At 67.3% G+C, this 15,002-nt stretch carries 16 protein-coding genes; 6 read left to right on the forward strand and 10 right to left on the reverse strand.

Annotation, left to right across the window (positions count from 1 at the left end):
- Nucleotides 1-4: 4 nt before the first annotated feature.
- The 8 genes from C8D03_RS06075 to C8D03_RS06110 all read right to left on the reverse strand — a co-directional run bounded on the left by C8D03_RS06075 (nucleotide 5) and on the right by C8D03_RS06110 (nucleotide 8,208).
- On the reverse strand, nucleotides 5-1,291 hold the full coding sequence (locus C8D03_RS06075) for a TRAP transporter large permease (protein ID WP_108045463.1): 1,287 nt from the start codon (nucleotides 1,289-1,291) through the stop codon (nucleotides 5-7).
- A complete protein-coding gene (locus tag C8D03_RS06080; RefSeq protein WP_108045464.1) occupies nucleotides 1,288-1,785 on the reverse strand; it encodes a TRAP transporter small permease in 498 nt (165 codons plus the stop codon). Before C8D03_RS06080 ends, C8D03_RS06075 begins: the two co-directional genes overlap by 4 nt.
- Before the next feature lie 263 nt (nucleotides 1,786-2,048).
- Entirely contained in the window at nucleotides 2,049-3,041 is a 993-nt protein-coding gene (locus tag C8D03_RS06085) for a sialic acid TRAP transporter substrate-binding protein SiaP (RefSeq protein ID WP_108045465.1), read from the reverse strand.
- 77 nt (nucleotides 3,042-3,118) lie between these two features.
- The gene (locus tag C8D03_RS06090; protein ID WP_108045466.1) at nucleotides 3,119-3,796 is read right to left on the reverse strand and encodes a GntR family transcriptional regulator; all 678 of its coding nucleotides are present in this window, start codon (nucleotides 3,794-3,796) and stop codon (nucleotides 3,119-3,121) included.
- Nucleotides 3,797-3,837: 41 nt separating this feature from the next.
- Complete coding sequence (locus C8D03_RS06095; protein ID WP_108045467.1) at nucleotides 3,838-4,734, reverse strand: dihydrodipicolinate synthase family protein; 897 nt, start codon at nucleotides 4,732-4,734, stop codon at nucleotides 3,838-3,840.
- Between the two features lie 80 nt (nucleotides 4,735-4,814).
- Nucleotides 4,815-5,633, reverse strand: a complete 819-nt coding sequence (locus C8D03_RS06100) for a carbohydrate ABC transporter permease (protein ID WP_108045468.1) — start codon at nucleotides 5,631-5,633, stop codon at nucleotides 4,815-4,817.
- Between the two features lie 166 nt (nucleotides 5,634-5,799).
- Entirely contained in the window at nucleotides 5,800-6,732 is a 933-nt protein-coding gene (locus tag C8D03_RS06105; RefSeq protein WP_108045469.1) for a carbohydrate ABC transporter permease, read from the reverse strand.
- A 123-nt stretch (nucleotides 6,733-6,855) separates the two neighbouring features.
- The gene (locus tag C8D03_RS06110) at nucleotides 6,856-8,208 is read right to left on the reverse strand and encodes an ABC transporter substrate-binding protein (protein ID WP_108051262.1); all 1,353 of its coding nucleotides are present in this window, start codon (nucleotides 8,206-8,208) and stop codon (nucleotides 6,856-6,858) included.
- Nucleotides 8,209-8,391: 183 nt separating this feature from the next.
- Between C8D03_RS06110 and C8D03_RS06115 the strand changes: the two genes are divergently transcribed.
- The 3 genes from C8D03_RS06115 (at nucleotide 8,392) to C8D03_RS06125 (ending at nucleotide 10,782) form a co-directional block, all read left to right on the forward strand.
- A complete protein-coding gene (locus C8D03_RS06115; protein ID WP_108045470.1) occupies nucleotides 8,392-9,417 on the forward strand; it encodes an aldo/keto reductase in 1,026 nt (341 codons plus the stop codon).
- A 5-nt stretch (nucleotides 9,418-9,422) separates the two neighbouring features.
- Nucleotides 9,423-10,262: an amidohydrolase family protein gene (locus C8D03_RS06120; protein ID WP_108045471.1), complete on the forward strand. Its 840-nt coding sequence runs from the start codon at nucleotides 9,423-9,425 to the stop codon at nucleotides 10,260-10,262.
- 64 nt (nucleotides 10,263-10,326) lie between these two features.
- Entirely contained in the window at nucleotides 10,327-10,782 is a 456-nt protein-coding gene (locus C8D03_RS06125; RefSeq protein ID WP_108045472.1) for an RbsD/FucU family protein, read from the forward strand.
- Nucleotides 10,783-10,804: 22 nt separating this feature from the next.
- Here the strand turns inward: C8D03_RS06125 and C8D03_RS06130 are convergent, their stop codons facing one another.
- Complete coding sequence (locus C8D03_RS06130; protein ID WP_108045473.1) at nucleotides 10,805-11,068, reverse strand: hypothetical protein; 264 nt, start codon at nucleotides 11,066-11,068, stop codon at nucleotides 10,805-10,807.
- Nucleotides 11,069-11,419: 351 nt separating this feature from the next.
- On the opposite strand from C8D03_RS06130, the gene C8D03_RS06135 reads away from it, so the two are divergent.
- Both C8D03_RS06135 and C8D03_RS06140 read left to right on the forward strand, forming a co-directional pair.
- Entirely contained in the window at nucleotides 11,420-12,928 is a 1,509-nt protein-coding gene (locus tag C8D03_RS06135) for an MDR family MFS transporter (protein ID WP_108045474.1), read from the forward strand.
- A gap of 116 nt (nucleotides 12,929-13,044) precedes the next feature.
- Nucleotides 13,045-13,572 carry a DUF1269 domain-containing protein gene (locus tag C8D03_RS06140; protein ID WP_108045475.1) on the forward strand — a complete coding sequence of 176 codons (528 nt, stop codon included), beginning with the start codon at nucleotides 13,045-13,047 and terminating at the stop codon, nucleotides 13,570-13,572.
- Between the two features lie 109 nt (nucleotides 13,573-13,681).
- Here C8D03_RS06140 and dapD read toward each other — a convergent pair whose 3' ends face one another.
- Nucleotides 13,682-14,524 carry a 2,3,4,5-tetrahydropyridine-2,6-dicarboxylate N-succinyltransferase gene (gene dapD / locus C8D03_RS06145; protein WP_108045476.1) on the reverse strand — a complete coding sequence of 281 codons (843 nt, stop codon included), beginning with the start codon at nucleotides 14,522-14,524 and terminating at the stop codon, nucleotides 13,682-13,684.
- 166 nt (nucleotides 14,525-14,690) lie between these two features.
- Between dapD and C8D03_RS06150 the strand changes: the two genes are divergently transcribed.
- A complete protein-coding gene (locus C8D03_RS06150) occupies nucleotides 14,691-14,975 on the forward strand; it encodes a hypothetical protein (protein ID WP_108045477.1) in 285 nt (94 codons plus the stop codon).
- Nucleotides 14,976-15,002: the final 27 nt, after the last annotated feature.

Raw genomic sequence — 15,002 nt, forward strand, 5'->3', positions numbered from 1 at the left:
CCCGTCAGCGCCCCATCACCAGCTTCGGAAGCCAGGTCGTCAGCGGCGGCCACAGCGTGATCGCGACGAGGACGGCGAGCAAGGGCAGCAGCCAGGGCACGATCGCCCGCGACATCGCCTCGAAGCTGATCTTCGCGATCTTCGAGGTGATGAAGAGCACGACGCCGACGGGTGGCGTGATCGTCCCGATCATCAGGTTGAGCACGAAGATCAGGCCGAACTGGATCGGATCGATGCCGAACTGCGCCGCTGCCGGCGTCAGGATCGGGATCAGGATCAGCATGGCGGCGAGCGCCTCCATGAAGCAGCCGACGAAGAGCAGCAGCAGATTGACGATCAGCAGGAACATCAGCGGGCTGCCGGCGAGATCGACCAGCATCGGGCCGACGACCTGCGGGATGCGCGAGATCGACAGGCACCAGCCGAGCGCCGCCGCCGTCATCACCAGCGCCAGCACGACGCCGGTGGTCTCGACGGTCTGGACGACGAGCTCCGGCAGGTCGTCGAGGGCAAAGCTGCGATAGACAAAGAGCCCGAGCACCAGCGCATAGGCCGTGGCGACGGCAGCGGCCTCGGTCGGCGTGAAGATGCCGGCCATCATCCCGCCGAACAGGATGACCGGCGTCATCAGCGCCCAGTGCGCTTCCTTGTAGGCGATCCAGAGCTGCGCCATGCCAGGGAAGGGATGACGCGGCAGATCACGCTTCTTTGCGACATGGACGACCATCGCCATCAGTGCGCCAGCCATCAGCAGGCCGGGGATGACACCGGCGAGGAAGAGACCGCCGATCGAGACATCGGCGGAAACGCCGTAGATCACCATCGGCAGCGAGGGCGGGATGATCGGGCCGATCGTCGCCGAGGCCGCCGTGATCGCGGCCGCCGTCTCGGCATCGTAGCCCTCGTCCTTCATCGCCTTGATCTCGAGCGTGCCGACGCCGCCGGCATCGGCCACCGCCGAGCCCGACATGCCCGCGAAGATCACGCTGGCGAGGATGTTGGCGTGGCAGAGCCCGCCGCGCAGCCAGCCGACGCAGGCCGTGGCGAAGGCGAAGATCCGGTCGGTGATGCCGGCCGAATTCATGATGTTGCCCATCAGAATGAACAGGGGCGCCGCCAGCAGCGGGAAGGAATTGGCCGATTGCGCGATCTTCTGCGGCACGATGCCGAGCGGGAAGCCGCCGAGGAAGGCAAAGGCGATCGCCGCCAGCCCCATCGAGACGAAGAGCGGCACGCCGATCAGGAGCGCGGCGAACCAGACCGGCAGGATCTGCAGCATGATGTTCGTCATAGCGGCTGGCTCCCGGGCTCCGGCGCCGCGAATTTGCGGCCGGCCACCACGTCGGCGATCTCGGCTGCGGCCTGCAGGATCAGAGCGAGGCCGGCCAGCGGCATGACGACATAGAGCGCCGCGCTCGAGACCGGCAGGGCGATCGATTCGACGTCCCAGTTGCGTTCGATCAGCCCGAAGGAATAGCGGATCAGCACGGCGGCAAAGACGATGATCGCGATCTGCGTGACGACCTCCAGCACGCGTCCGGCGCCCGCCGGCAGCTTGTCGGCGAAGACGGTGATGCGGATATGCGAACGCCGCCTTGCCGCGATGATCCAGCCGACGAAGCCGGTCCAGACCAGCAGATACTGCGCGAGTTCATCCGTCCAGGCCAGCGGCGCATTGAGCTGGCGCGAGAGCACGCCGAGCAGCACCGCCGCCAGCAGCGACAGGAGCAGGGCGACGGCGGACCAGCGCACGAGGCGGTCCGAGAGGTGGAGCAGGGATTTCATCGGCGTCCGTCCGGAGGCGCGGGGAACCCCTCTCCTGCATCGACGTCGGTATACCCGACTTCGACACTTTGGATACTGACCTCGGGCAAGCCCGAGGTCAGTGAGAGGGGCAGGGGGGAGGTGTCGGCCGTTGGACCAGTCGAGCACCGGATGCGCGGGTGCGGCGGGAAGATCGCGGCTACTCGCTAAGCGGCCGACCCCTCACCCTGCCCTCTCCCTACGGGAGAGGGTTCCCCGCGACCTTTACGGTTAGAGTACAGCCCTTAAAGCGCTGCGAGCGCGTCCCAGGTGCCCTTGCCCCATTTGGCTTCGAACTGCTTCGGCAGCGTCGCAAGGACCGGCTTCGAGAAGCTTTCGAGGTCGGGCTCGGTCACGGTCATGCCGGCGGCCTTCAAGGTCGCGACCAGGCTGCCCTCCTGGCTGGCGAGTTCCGCGTCCTGCCAGGCGACGCCGTCGGCAATGGCGGCCTCCAGCAGGCTCCGGTCGGCATCCTTCAGGCCCTTCCAGAAATCGCTGTTCACGATGACGAGGCGCGGCGTGATGATGTGCCCGGTCAGGATCAGGTGCTTCTGCACCTCCTGCAGCTTGGCCGAGTGGATCGTCGGCAGCGGGTTCTCCTGCCCGTCGACGGCGCCCTGGCTCAGCGCCAGATAGAGCTCGTTGAAGTTCACCGGCGTCGCCTTGGCGCCCCAGGCCTCGACCATGGCGCGGAAGGTATCGACCGGCGGCACCCTGAGCTTGAGACCAGCCACGTCGGCCGCGCTCTTCACGGCCTTCGAGCCGGTGGTGAGGTGGCGCTTGCCGTAATAGGTCACGGCCGCCATGCGCATGCCGCGCTTCTTTTCGAGATCGGCGTTCATCTGGGTGAAGACCGGGGCCTTGGCGACCTTCGCCATATGGGCGGCATCGCGCCAGAGATACGGCGCCTCGATCACCGAAAGCTGCGGCAGGAAGGAGCCGAGCGCGGCCGCCCCGTCCGTCGTCATGGTCAGCGCACCGGACGCAACCGACTCCATCATGTCCTTGCCGGAGCCGAGCTGGCCGGCCGGGAAAGACTGGATATCGACGCGGCCGGAGGTCTTCTCCTTCACCTGTTTGGCGATGCGCTCGACCATCTGCACCTGCGGATGGGTCGCCGGCAGCATCTCGCCCCAGCGCAGCACGGTCGCCTGCGCGCGCAGGATGGTCGGCATGAAAACGGCCGCGCCCGCGGCGGCGGATGCGGTCAGGAAATCGCGCTTCGTCAGCTTCGTCATGGTCGTTTCCCTCCGGGGTACGGCCGGTTTTCCCGGCTCGCTGAAAGTCTAGGGGTGATGATGGGTCGCCTGCCTCGTCAGTAGGTCATGGCCCGCGTCCGGGCGTTGCCGATATGCATGCTCATCGCCTCGGCGGCGCGGATCGGGTCACGGTCCTCGATGGCGCCGATGATCCGCAGATGGTCCTGCATCACCGGCACGATGATGCTGTTGTGGATACGCGTCTCGTATTGCCGGATCAGCCTGATCTTGAGCCAGGTGACGCGAAACGCCTTCGAGACGATGTCGTTGTCTAGATGATCGATGATCGCCTCATGCATCAGCCGGTCGACGTCCTCGGCCTCCTCGATCAGCGTCGGGTCGCCGCCGGCCTCGGCACGGGCAATGATCGCCTCGTGCCGGGCGCGCTGCTCGGCGATCTCGTCATCGGTCGCATTGGCCGCATAGAGCGCGGTCGCCTCCTTCTCCAGGAAGAGCCGGAACTGGAAGGCGTTGCGGATCAGGTTGAGGTCGACATGGGCGACCTGCATGCCCCGCTGCGGCACGGTCTTGATCAGTCCCTCGGCCTCGAGCCTGGGGATCAACTCACGGATCGCGCCGAGCGGCAGGCCGGTCAGCGCCACGAGCTCGCGCTGGGTGACGAACTGCCCGGGCTTGATCTCGCGTGCCAGCAGCCGCTCGGTGAAGGAGGCATAGGCGCGCTCCCTCAGCTTCAGCGGCTCAGCCTCGCGGGCATCGGGCTCGGGCTGGTTCAAGACTTGTTCTCCTCTCAGGCGGCCTTGTCAGGCGGCCCTGGTCAAGCTGCCTTGGCCTGCGTGATCCTGTCGAAGGCAGCGAAGAGCCGCTTGCGCGTGGCTTCGTCCAGTGCCTCCAGCGGCGGGCGCATCGCGCCGTAGCCGGCATCGCCATGCAAATGCCCGACCAGCGCCTTCACCGCCGGCAGCACCGGATGCGAGCAGATCTCGTCGACCAGCGCGTTCACCACAGGAGAGTCGGTGCCCTCATAGACCATCGGTCGCAGGAGATGGGGCACGAGATTGGCGACACCGCAGATCGAGCCCTGCGCGCCGTTGCGCACGGCCTTCGCCAGCTGGCGCTCGTCGCCGACGAGAATGGCGAGTTCGCCATGGGCCTTCAGCAGCGCCTCGGTGTTGGCGTAGCTGCCCGACGAATCCTTGACGCCGGCAACGATGCCGGGGAACGCCGTCTTCAGCCGCTGGACGAGGTCGACGCTGATGTCGACGGCGGTCACGGACGGGATGTGGTAGAGAATGACGTTGCGGACCGAGGGGCCGAGCTTCTCGAAGAGCTGCGAGAACCAGCGATAGAGCCCCTCGTCGCTGACGCCCTTGAAGTAGAAGGGCGGCGCGACCAGTAACCCCCTGGCCCCGGCATCGAGCGCCAGCCGGCCCTGCTCGACCGACTCGTTCAGCGAAGCGGCGGCGACGCCGGCATAGACCTGGCTGGCCGGGTCGATACCGGCACCGATCAGCGCGCCCATCATCGCGCCGCGCGCCGGCAGGCCGAGTGCAGCACCCTCGCCAGTGGTGCCATACAGCGTGACGCTGTCGCAGCCCTGCGCCAGCACATGCAGCGCGTGCTTGACCAGGCGCGGCAGGTCGACGCTGCCGCCCTCCTTCATCGGTGTGGTGATGGCGCAGGACAGGCCGAAACGGTTCGGATCGAGGGGCATGGAACTGGTCTTTCGGAAGGATGCGGCAACTGACATGTTAGAGCGATGATAGAGGCTGAAACAAGAGCGGGATGCAGGCTTCAGCCATCCTTGAGCCCTCCGGCGGAGAGCCCGGCGACGATCTGGCGCTGGGCCAGCACAGTCACCAGCAGCACCGGCAGCGTCACCAGCAGCGCGGCGGCCGCCAGCGGTCCCCAGGAGATCTGCTCGAAGGTCAGCGAGTTGTAGACGGCCGAAGGCAGCGTGCGGCTGTTCTTGCCGCCGAGCACGACCGAGAAGATGAAATTGTTCCAGGAGAAGATGAAGGCGAGGATGCCGCCGACCACGATGCCCGGACGTGCCAGCGGCAGCGCGACATGACGGAAGGCCTGCCAGGTGGTGGCGCCGTCGATGCGGGCTGCGTCCTCCAGTTCGATGGGAACGTTCTCGAAATACCCGATCATGATCCAGACGATGATCGGGATGGTGATGACGAGATGGGTGATGACGAGCGCCGTGATGGTGCCGACCAGCCCCGTCATCTGGAAGAGCAGGAAGAGCGGGATCAGATAGGACAGCGCCGGCGTCATCCGCGCGACCAGGATCAGGATCGCGAACTTGGTCGCCTTGCCGCGCGCGATGCCGTAGCCGGCAGGCACGCCGACGCCAAGGCCAATCAGGACGGCGCCGCCGGTGACCAAGATCGAATTCCAGAGGTAAAGCGCGAAATTGTTCTGCGCGAAGACGTCGACATAATTCTTCAGCGTCGGCGGGTTCGGAATGAAGACCGGCGGGAAGGCGGTGTTGTCGAGTTCGTTCTTGAAGGACAGCGAGATCATCCAGAGGAAGACCAGCACCGCCGGCGAAACGAGCACGAAGACCGAGGCGTAGAAGCCGAGCTTGGTGGCGAGGCGCTTCATGGGAAGGCCCTCGTCCCGTTCGCGATCCCCTCACCGTCATTCCGGACAAGCGGCACCGCCGCGCAGCTCCGGAATCCATCGAAGGGCGCCAGCGCTCTACGATGGATTCCGGGTCGCCCTTCGGTCGCCCGGAATGACGTGGAGGGTGTGAGTGCGCGCAGAGACATCACGCGTTCCACTTCGACTTCTGCCGCGCATAGAGCAGGAGCAGCGAGAGCATGATGATGACGACGAAGAAGATCACCACCACGGCCGAGGCGTAGCCGATCTTGTAGAACTGGAAGGCCTGCAGATAGAGGAAGATGTTCAGCGTCTCGGACGCCGTGCCCGGCCCGCCCTGGGTGATGACGAAGATGGTGTCGAAGGCCTTCAGCGCGTCGATGGTGCGGATCACGATCGCCACCATGATGAAGGGCCAGACCAGCGGCAGCGTGATGTGACGGAACATGTGCCAGGCATTGGCGCCGTCGATCAGCGCGGATTCGTAAGGCTCGCGCGGCAGGCCGGCGAGGCCGCCGAGCACGATCAGCATGACCAGCGGCGTCCAGTGCCAGACCTCGACCAGGATCAGCGTCGGGATCACGGTGTCGGGCGCATAGACCCAGGCCTGCGGCCCGATGCCGACGAGCGAAAGCAGGTAGTTCAGCACGCCGAGCTGCGGGTGGAACATCATCGTCCAGACCAGCGCGACGGCGACCGGCGTCGCCATCATCGGCATCACGAAGATCGTCCGGAGCAGGCCACGAAACGGGAATTCGCGGTGGAAGACCAGCGCGGCGGCCGTGCCGAACAGGATGGGGAGCACCACGGCCAGAATGGTGAAATAAAGCGTATGCCCCATCGACTCGATGAAGCGCGTATCGCGCCAGAGCTCGGCGAAGTTCTGCAGGCCGACGAATTCCGGCCCGCCGCCGATCTTCCAGTCATGGCCGGACATGTAGAGCGTGAACAGCCACGGGAAGACGATCACCGTCGCCACGACCAGCACGGCGGGCGCTGCGAACAGCCAGTAGCGCGGCGTGAAATCGGCCGAGTGGATGAAGGGCGCAGGCTGCGGCGGGGCGGCCGAGGTCGCCGATGGAAATGCTGTGGCTGTCATTCTGTCTGCCCGAGCCACGTCGTCATGCTCGGCCTTGTGCCGAGCATCCACGACTTGAACACCGCCTTCGATCGACGAAGACGTGGATGGTCGGCACAAGGCCGACCATGACGGCGTTGTCGCTTACCCCTGCTCGCTCTTGGCGAGCACCGGGGCGAAGGTCTCGGTCGCCTTCTTCAGCTCGGCTGCGACATCGGCACCGCCCAGCGCATTGGTCAGCGCCACGCCGAAGACGTCGCGGAACTCCGTCACCGGCACGATCTGCGGCAGCGCCGCGCGGGCGACCTTGGCCGAGCCGAGCAGGCAGTCGAAATACTGCTTGCCGAATTTCGACTGCGCGATCGTCTCGGTGTCGAGATAGGCCGAGGCGCGGCCAGGCGCGCCGGCACCGGCCTTGAGCATGGCGAGTTGCTGAGCCTTGCTGGTCATGAACTGGAGATAGAGCCAGGCGGCCTGCTTCTTCTGGGAGCCGCGCGAGATGCCCATGCCGTCGGCGAACATGCCGGCGTGATGCGCCTTCGGTCCCGGCGGCGTGATGCCGTAGCCGACCTTGCCGACGATGCGCGACTTGCTGGGATCCTCCAGCGGCGTGGCAAAGCCGATGCCGTCGAGCCACATCGCGGCGCGGCCCTGCATGAAGGTGGTCTGGCACTCGTTCCAGTTGAAGCCGACCTGGCCGACCGGGCCGGAGTCCTTGTTGAGCTTCTTGTAGAGTTCGCCGGCCCAGACGGCCTCCGGCGTGTCCGTCAGCAGCTTGCCCTCGGGCGAGGTCGTCTCGATGCCCTGGCCGAGCACGAGGCTGGCCCAGACCGGGACATTGGCGTTCTTCAGGCCGCGCGAGACGAAGCCGGCGATGCCCTTGGCAGGATCGTGCAGCTTCGCGGCGACGGTGGCCATCTCGTCCATCGACTTGGGGTAGGCCACGCCCTTCGCGTCGAAGATCTCCTTGTTGTAGTAGACCATCCAGTAGTCGACGAAGAACGGAATCGTATCGAGCGAGCCGTCGGCCTGGCGCGCATAGGCGACGGGGCCGGCGCCGAAATCCTCGAAGTTGAAATCGGGCGCGGTCAGCGAGGCGTCCTTGATATAGGGCGTCAGATCCTCGAACCACTTGCCCTTGGCGGCCATGCGCTTCTGGACATGCAGCGAGATGCCGCTCACATCGAAGCTCGGCTTGCCCGAGGCGAATTCGATCACCGCCTTCTGGCGTTGCTGCTGCTCGGGCACCTGCTCGGCCGAGACCTTGATGCCGGTGAGCTCGGTAAATTCCTTCTCGGCGGCCTGCATCAGGTCCGAACGCGGGTTCTTGACGAGCAGCACGTCGATGGTCGTGCCGGAGAAGCGCTTCCAGTTGAAAGCCGCCTGGGCACGCACCTCGCGCAGCACGAGCGGCGAGACGATCGCGCCCGTGGCGCCGAGCGCCGCGGCACCGCGCATCAACGCCCGACGGGTCGGCTTGAGTGGGGTCTCGCTCATCGACTTGTCCTCCCTGGACTTCATGATCCAGCCCTTTGCGGGCCTGTTGACGCGGCAGGCAGCGCCGGATTTCATCCGGTCGAGCCCACCATCTTGGGGTCGACGCTAATCCGGTTCGAAGACGGTTGCAAGCTAACATGTTGGTATGCACATAGTGCTGCCAACGATAACGGAAACGCCCCTATGCCTGCCGTCACCGCCCTCACGCTGCGCCGGCTCGGCCGCAGCGGATTGCCTGTCTCGACGCTCGGTTTCGGGGCCGCGCCGCTGGGCGACCTCTATGCGAGGCTCGACGAAACGCGGGCCGTCGCCACGGTGGAGGCCGCGATCTCGGGCGGCGTCACGCTGATCGACACCTCCCCGCTCTACGGCCATGGCCTGTCCGAGCATCGCATCGGGGCAGCGCTGCGCCGCGCCGGGCGCGAGGGCATCGCGCTCTCGACCAAGGTCGGCCGCGTCGCGGAGCCCTTCGCCGGGCGCGGCGACGGCTCCGGCTATCGCGGCGGCCTGCCGCATGGCTTGCGCTTCGACTATTCCTACGATGGCGCGATGCGCTCGCTGGAGCAGTCGGCCCTGCGCCTCGGCGTCGACCGCATCGAGATCGTCCTGATCCACGACGTCGATGTCTGGACCCATGGCGCCGCGATGATCGAGCAGCGCTTCTCCGAGGCGATGGCGGGGGCTTATCGCGCGCTGGAGAAACTGCGCGCGTCCGGCGCGGTCAAGGCCATCGGGGTCGGCGTCAACGAAGCGGAGATGTGCGAGCGCTTCGCCCGCGCCGGCGACTTCGACACGATGCTGCTGGCCGGGCGCTACTCGCTGCTCGAGCAGCCGGCGCTGGCCTCGTTCATGCCGCTGGCGCAGGAGAAGGGCATCGGGCTGATGCTCGGCGGCGTCTTCAACTCCGGCATCCTCGCCACTGGGCCGGTGCCGGGCGCGACCTACAACTACAACCCGGCTCCGCCTGCAATCGTCGCCCGCGTCGGCGCGATCCAGGCCGTCTGCGAACGCCATGACGTGCCGCTGCGCCGCGCCGCGCTGCATTTCCCGCTCGGCCATCCGGCGGTGGCGAGCCTCGTCATGGGCGCCGTCTCGCCGGCCGAGGTCGAGGACCAGATCGCGGAGCTGTCGAAGCCCGTCCCGGCCGCGCTCTGGGCGGAGCTCAAGGCCGAGCGCCTGCTCGGCGCCGATGTGCCGGCGCCGAGGTGACGCCGATGCGGATCGACGCCCACCAGCATTTCTGGCAGATCGCGCGCGGCGATTATGGCTGGCTGACGCCGGCGCTGGGCCAGATTCACCGTGATTTCGGCCCCGAAGACCTCGCCCCCCTGCTCGCCCGCCACGGCATCGCGCGCAGCATCCTGGTCCAGGCCGCGCCGACGCAGGCCGAGACGCGCTTCCTGCTCGACATCGCGGCGCGCACGCCCTTCGTCGCGGGCGTGATCGGCTGGTGCGATTTCGAAGCGCCCGGCGCCGCCAGACGGATCGCCGCGCTGGGCGCGAACCCGCTCCTGCTGGGCTTGCGGCCGATGGTCCACGACATCGAAGACGAAGGCTGGCTCGCGCGGCCTGCGCTCGCACCGGCTTTCGACGCGATGATCGCCCATGATCTCGTCTTCGACGCCCTGCTGAAGCCGCGCCATATCCCGGCCACGCTCGCCCTGCTCGACCGTCATCCCGCGCTTGCCGTGGTGATCGACCACGCCGCCAAGCCCGATCTCGTGGCGGGCGATCTCGGTCTCTGGCGCGACGGCATCGACGCGCTCGCCGCCCATCCGCAGGCATCCTGCAAGCTCTCCGGCCTCGTCACGGAGGCTACCGCCGGCTGGACGATCGAGACGCTGGCCCCGGTGGTCGAACATCTCCTCGCCCGCTTCGAGCCGCAGCGCCTGATCTTCGGCAGCGACTGGCCGGTCGTGACGCTGCGAGCCGACTATGCCCGCTGGTTCGAGATCGTGACCGCGCTGCTCGGCGGCTGCAGTCAAGCCGAGCGGGAGGCCATCTTCGGCGGCAACGCCGCGCGCATCTATCTCTCCCGCCGGGGACGGCGATGATCCCGGCTCTGCGCTTCGCTCCGCCCGGGATGACATGCGCTCCAGATGTCAGGACGACGCCGCCATGCTGAAGAACCTCGACCCCGTGCTGTCCGCCGACCTGCTCTGGGTGCTCGCCGCGATGGGGCATGGCGACGACCTCGCTCTCGTCGATGCCAACCACCCGGCCGAAACGATCGCCCGCGCCACCACCAGCGGACGGCTGGTCCGCCTGCCGGGGCTGACGATGGAGCGGGCGGCACGGGCCATCCTGTCGGTGCTGCCGATCGACGATTTCGAGGCGGATCCTGTGCGTCGCATGCAGGTCGTCGGCGATGCCGATGCCATTCCGGCGGTGCAGGCCGCCGTGCAGCGCGAACTCGACCACGCGCGGGGAGCGCCCGCGCCGCTCGCCGGCATCGAGCGCTTCGCCTTCTACGATGCGGCGCGCGCGGCCTTCGCCGTGGTGCAGGTCGGCGACCCGCGGCCCTATGGCTGCTTCCTGCTGCGCAAGGGCGTCATCGCCGGCGAGCCGGGCTAATTGTGCCCTGCGTTCCGCGAGGCTAACCCTCCGCCTTCGCCACGGCCTGCCGCAGCCGCGCCAGTGCCTCGGTCGCGCCGGCCTTGAGCGTGACCTCGGCGGATTCGGCGTCCTTCGCGATCAACTCCGTCAGCGCAGCGACGCTGATCGTCTCGCCAGCGGCCGTCAGCTTCAGCACGGCGTTGGCGATGATGTTGGGCCAGAACGCCGCACCGCCCTTGGCCAGCCCCTTGGCCTTGCGGCCCTCGAATTCGCGAGCGAGCTGTTCGGGGGTCTTCTTCGCCATGATGGGGCTCCGTCGGGATCGAAGCCGCCCGGTTAGCACATCGCGCCGACGCGCGCCTGCCATTCTCCGGGGCCGGGCGAATTTCGCGCCGCGAGACGGAGGACCCGGCAAGGGTCGCGGGCCATCGCTCTACTGGCCCGGCGGGGGGCGGCGACACCCTGTCATCGGACGCAAACCGTGAGACGCCATGAGGTGCTGAGGCAGGGGCGCTGATCGGCCATCTCTCCGGCGGGTTCCATCCGGCAAAGCATGGCCGCCAGACCCTGCTTGCTTGTCCTGCCTCTGGTGCATGGCTTTGGGTACTTATAGACTGTGCACCGCACAAAGACGCACGGACAGGCGCTGGATTTGATGGACAAACGGGTCGAGACGCAGGCGCATCAGGCGCCGATCGGCGCCGCGCCGCTGACCCATGAGGACATCCGCAGCATCCTGTTCGGCATCATGCTGGCGATGTTCCTGGCGGCACTCGACCAGACCATCGTCGCCACCGCGATGCCGACAATCGGGCGCGAACTTGGCGACGTCACGCATCTGTCCTGGGTGGTGACCTCCTATCTGCTGGCCTCGACGGCCGTGACCCCGCTCTACGGCAAGCTCGCCGATATTCACGGCCGCCGGGTCGTGCTGCTGTCCGGCATCGTCGTCTTCATGCTGGGCTCACTCGCCTGCGCGGTCGCACCGTCGCTCTGGCTCCTGGTGCTGGCGCGCTTCATCCAGGGATTGGGCGGCGGCGGGCTGATCGCGCTGGCGCAGACCATCGTGGCCGACATGGTCTCGCCGAAGGAACGCGGGCGCTATCAGGTCTATATCGCGACCGTCTTCATGTCGTCCTCGCTGCTCGGACCCGTTCTGGGCGGGGTGATCGCCGAGCGGCTGCACTGGTCGGTGATCTTCTGGATCAACCTGCCGCTGGGCGCCGCCGCCTACTGGATGACGAGTTCGGCGCTGAAGCGGCTGCCGCGGCATGAGCGACCGCACAAGCTCGACGTGCTCGGCGCCGTGCTGATCACCAGCGCGACGATGACGCTGCTGCTTGCGCTGTCCTGGGGCGGCACGCGCTACCCCTGGACATCCCCGCCGATCGGAGGGCTGGTCGGCCTGTCACTCGTACTCTGGCTCGCCTTCGCCCGGCGCCTCCGGACGGCCGATGAGCCGCTGATCCCGCTCGACATCCTGGCCAATCCGGTGGTCCGCATGGGCACCATCGCGGCCGGCTTCGGCATGGGCACCTTCATCGGGCTGACGATCTACCTGCCGGTCTATTTCGAGACGGTCGTCGGCCTTAGCGCCGCCTCCTCGGGGCTCGGCCTGCTGCCCCTGACCTGCGGCACGGTGTTCGGCGCGACGATGTCGGGCCGGGCGATGACGCGGCTGACGCATTACAAGCGCGTGCCGGTGATCGGGCTTTCGCTCGCGCTGGCCGGTGTCGCCCTGCTCACCGTCTATGCCGGGCGGATGCCGCTGGTGCCGTTCTGCATCCTGCTCGGACTGATCAGCATCGGGCTCGGCACGATGCTGCCGGTCTCCACTGTCTCCATCCAGAACGCCGTCGCCCCGCACCAGCTCGGCACGGCGACGGGAACGGCCAATTTCTTCCGGCAGATCGGCGGGGCGCTGATCGTGGCGGTGTTCGGGGCGATCGTGCTCGGCGGCGTCGGCGCCTCCGGGGCGGGCCTTTCGCATGAGGCGGTGAAGCTCGACGCCGTCGACCGCGACACGATGATCCGGCTCTTCCAGTACGTCTTCGGGGCGACCTGCATCGGTTTCGCCTGCGCGCTGTTCTTCCTGCTGCGGATGAAGGAACTGCCGCTGCGCGGCGGCGCGGTGGAGGCGGCAAAGGCGGCGGCCGGCGATTGAGAGACATCAAGACGTCCATCGCGCTTTGATCTAGCTTGCCACGTGCCCGTCACGAAGCGGGTCCAGGTCCTTACTCCTCAACCTCTTTTCACGCCTAACCCTGGCAGGAGAGCCCCATGTCCGATCTCGTCGTCATCGTCTATCCGACCGAAGCGCGCGCCGAGGAGATGCGCCAGAAGATCTTCGCGCTGCAGAAGGAATACCTGATCGAGATCGGCGACGCCGCCATCGCGGTGATGCATGAAGACGGCAAGGTGAAGCTGAACCAGCTCCTCAACACCACGGCGATGGGCGCCGTCTCGGGCTCGTTCTGGGGCCTCCTGATCGGCGCGATCTTCCTAATGCCGCTCGCAGGTGCCGCCCTCGGCGCGGCGTCCGGCGCACTCGGCGGCGCGCTGACCGATTACGGCGTCGACGACAAGTTCATGAAGGAACTGTCGACCAGCCTGCAGCCGGGCAATGCCGCGCTCTTCGTCCTGGTCAAGCGCGTGACCGGCGACAAGGTGCTGGAAGCCATCAAGGGCACGGGCGGCGTGGTGCTGAAGACCTCGCTCGACCACACCCGCGAGCAGGCGCTGCGCGATGCGCTGGCGGGTGCGACGACGGTGGCGCCCGAAGCCGGCGCGCCGACGCCGGTGGGCTGAGGAATACGCGTCATGGTCGGGCTTGACCCGACCATCTCGGAAACCGGCGCCTTCTCGTCCTGAGATTCTCGGGTCGAAGCTTTGCTTCGCCCGAGAATGAGGCGATGGCTCAATCGCGCAGCAGCTCGTTGATGCCGGTCTTGGAGCGCGTCTGCGCATCGACCGTCTTGACGATGACGGCGCAGGAGAGCGAGGGGCCCGGCGTGCCATCCGGGAAGGGCTTGCCCGGCAGCGAGCCCGGCACGACCACCGAATAGGGCGGCACCTTGCCGATGTGGACTTCGCCGGTGGCGCGGTCGACGATCTTGGTCGAGGCCGAGATGAAGACGCCCATCGAGAGCACCGAGCCCTCGCCGACGATCACGCCCTCGACGACCTCGGAGCGGGCTCCGATGAAGCAATTGTCCTCGATGATGGTCGGGTTGGCCTGCAGCGGCTCGAGCACGCCGCCGATGCCGACACCGCCGGACAGATGCACATTCTTGCCGATCTGGGCGCAGGAGCCGACCGTCGCCCAGGTGTCGACCATGGTGCCGGAATCGACATAGGCGCCGATGTTGACGAAGGACGGCATCAGCACGACGTTCGGGGCAATGAAGGAGCCCTTGCGAGCGGCGGCCGGCGGCACGACGCGGAAGCCGGCGGCGCGGAAGCGGTTCTCGCCCCAGCCCTCGAACTTGGACGGGACCTTGTCCCAGAACACGCCTTCGCCCGGGCCGTTGGCGATGATCATGTTGTCGGTCAGGCGGAAGGAGAGCAGCACCGCCTTCTTCAGCCACTGATGCACGGCCCAATCCGCGCCATGCTTTTCGGCGACGCGGGCCTGGCCGGCATCGAGCATCTCGATCGCCTGCTCGACCGCCTCGCGCACCGCGCCTTTGGTGTTGATGCCGATCTCGGAGCGGGCCTCCCAGGCGGCGTCGATGGTGGCGGCGAGATCGGTCAGCGACATGGCACGGCTCCGGCGGTTACGAAAACGCCGGAGCGATGGCGGAAGGCGGCGGCGACGTCAAGCATCGCGCGCCGGGCAGGCGATGCGCCAACGGCGTTCCCGGGGAACGACGGCGCCTGCAGTGTGTTAGGATGAGACCGCAGCCAGAGGTTCGCAGGAGGCCATCATGACGCGTTTCACCCTGTCCCTGATACTGGTGCTGGCGAGCGGCGCCGCGCTCGCCCAGCCGCGCCCCTCGACCCTCGACAGGACCTGCAACGTCAACCGGCAGAGCGTCGCCGCCAGCGGCGCGATCGTGCTCGGCACCGGCGGGCATACCTTCGACCGCTTCGTGCGCGACCGCGGCTTCTGCTCGCATGGCGACTTTCTCGAACCGGCCTGGGTGCCCAGTCGCGACACGCCGAGCTGCTTCATCGGCTATCGCTGCAAGGTCGATTCGCCCTGGGACTGAGGGGGCCCAGCATTTTATCCCCTCAAT

The sequence above is a fragment of the Bosea sp. 124 genome, from assembly GCF_003046175.1.
Taxonomy (GTDB): Bacteria; Pseudomonadota; Alphaproteobacteria; order Rhizobiales; family Beijerinckiaceae; genus Allobosea.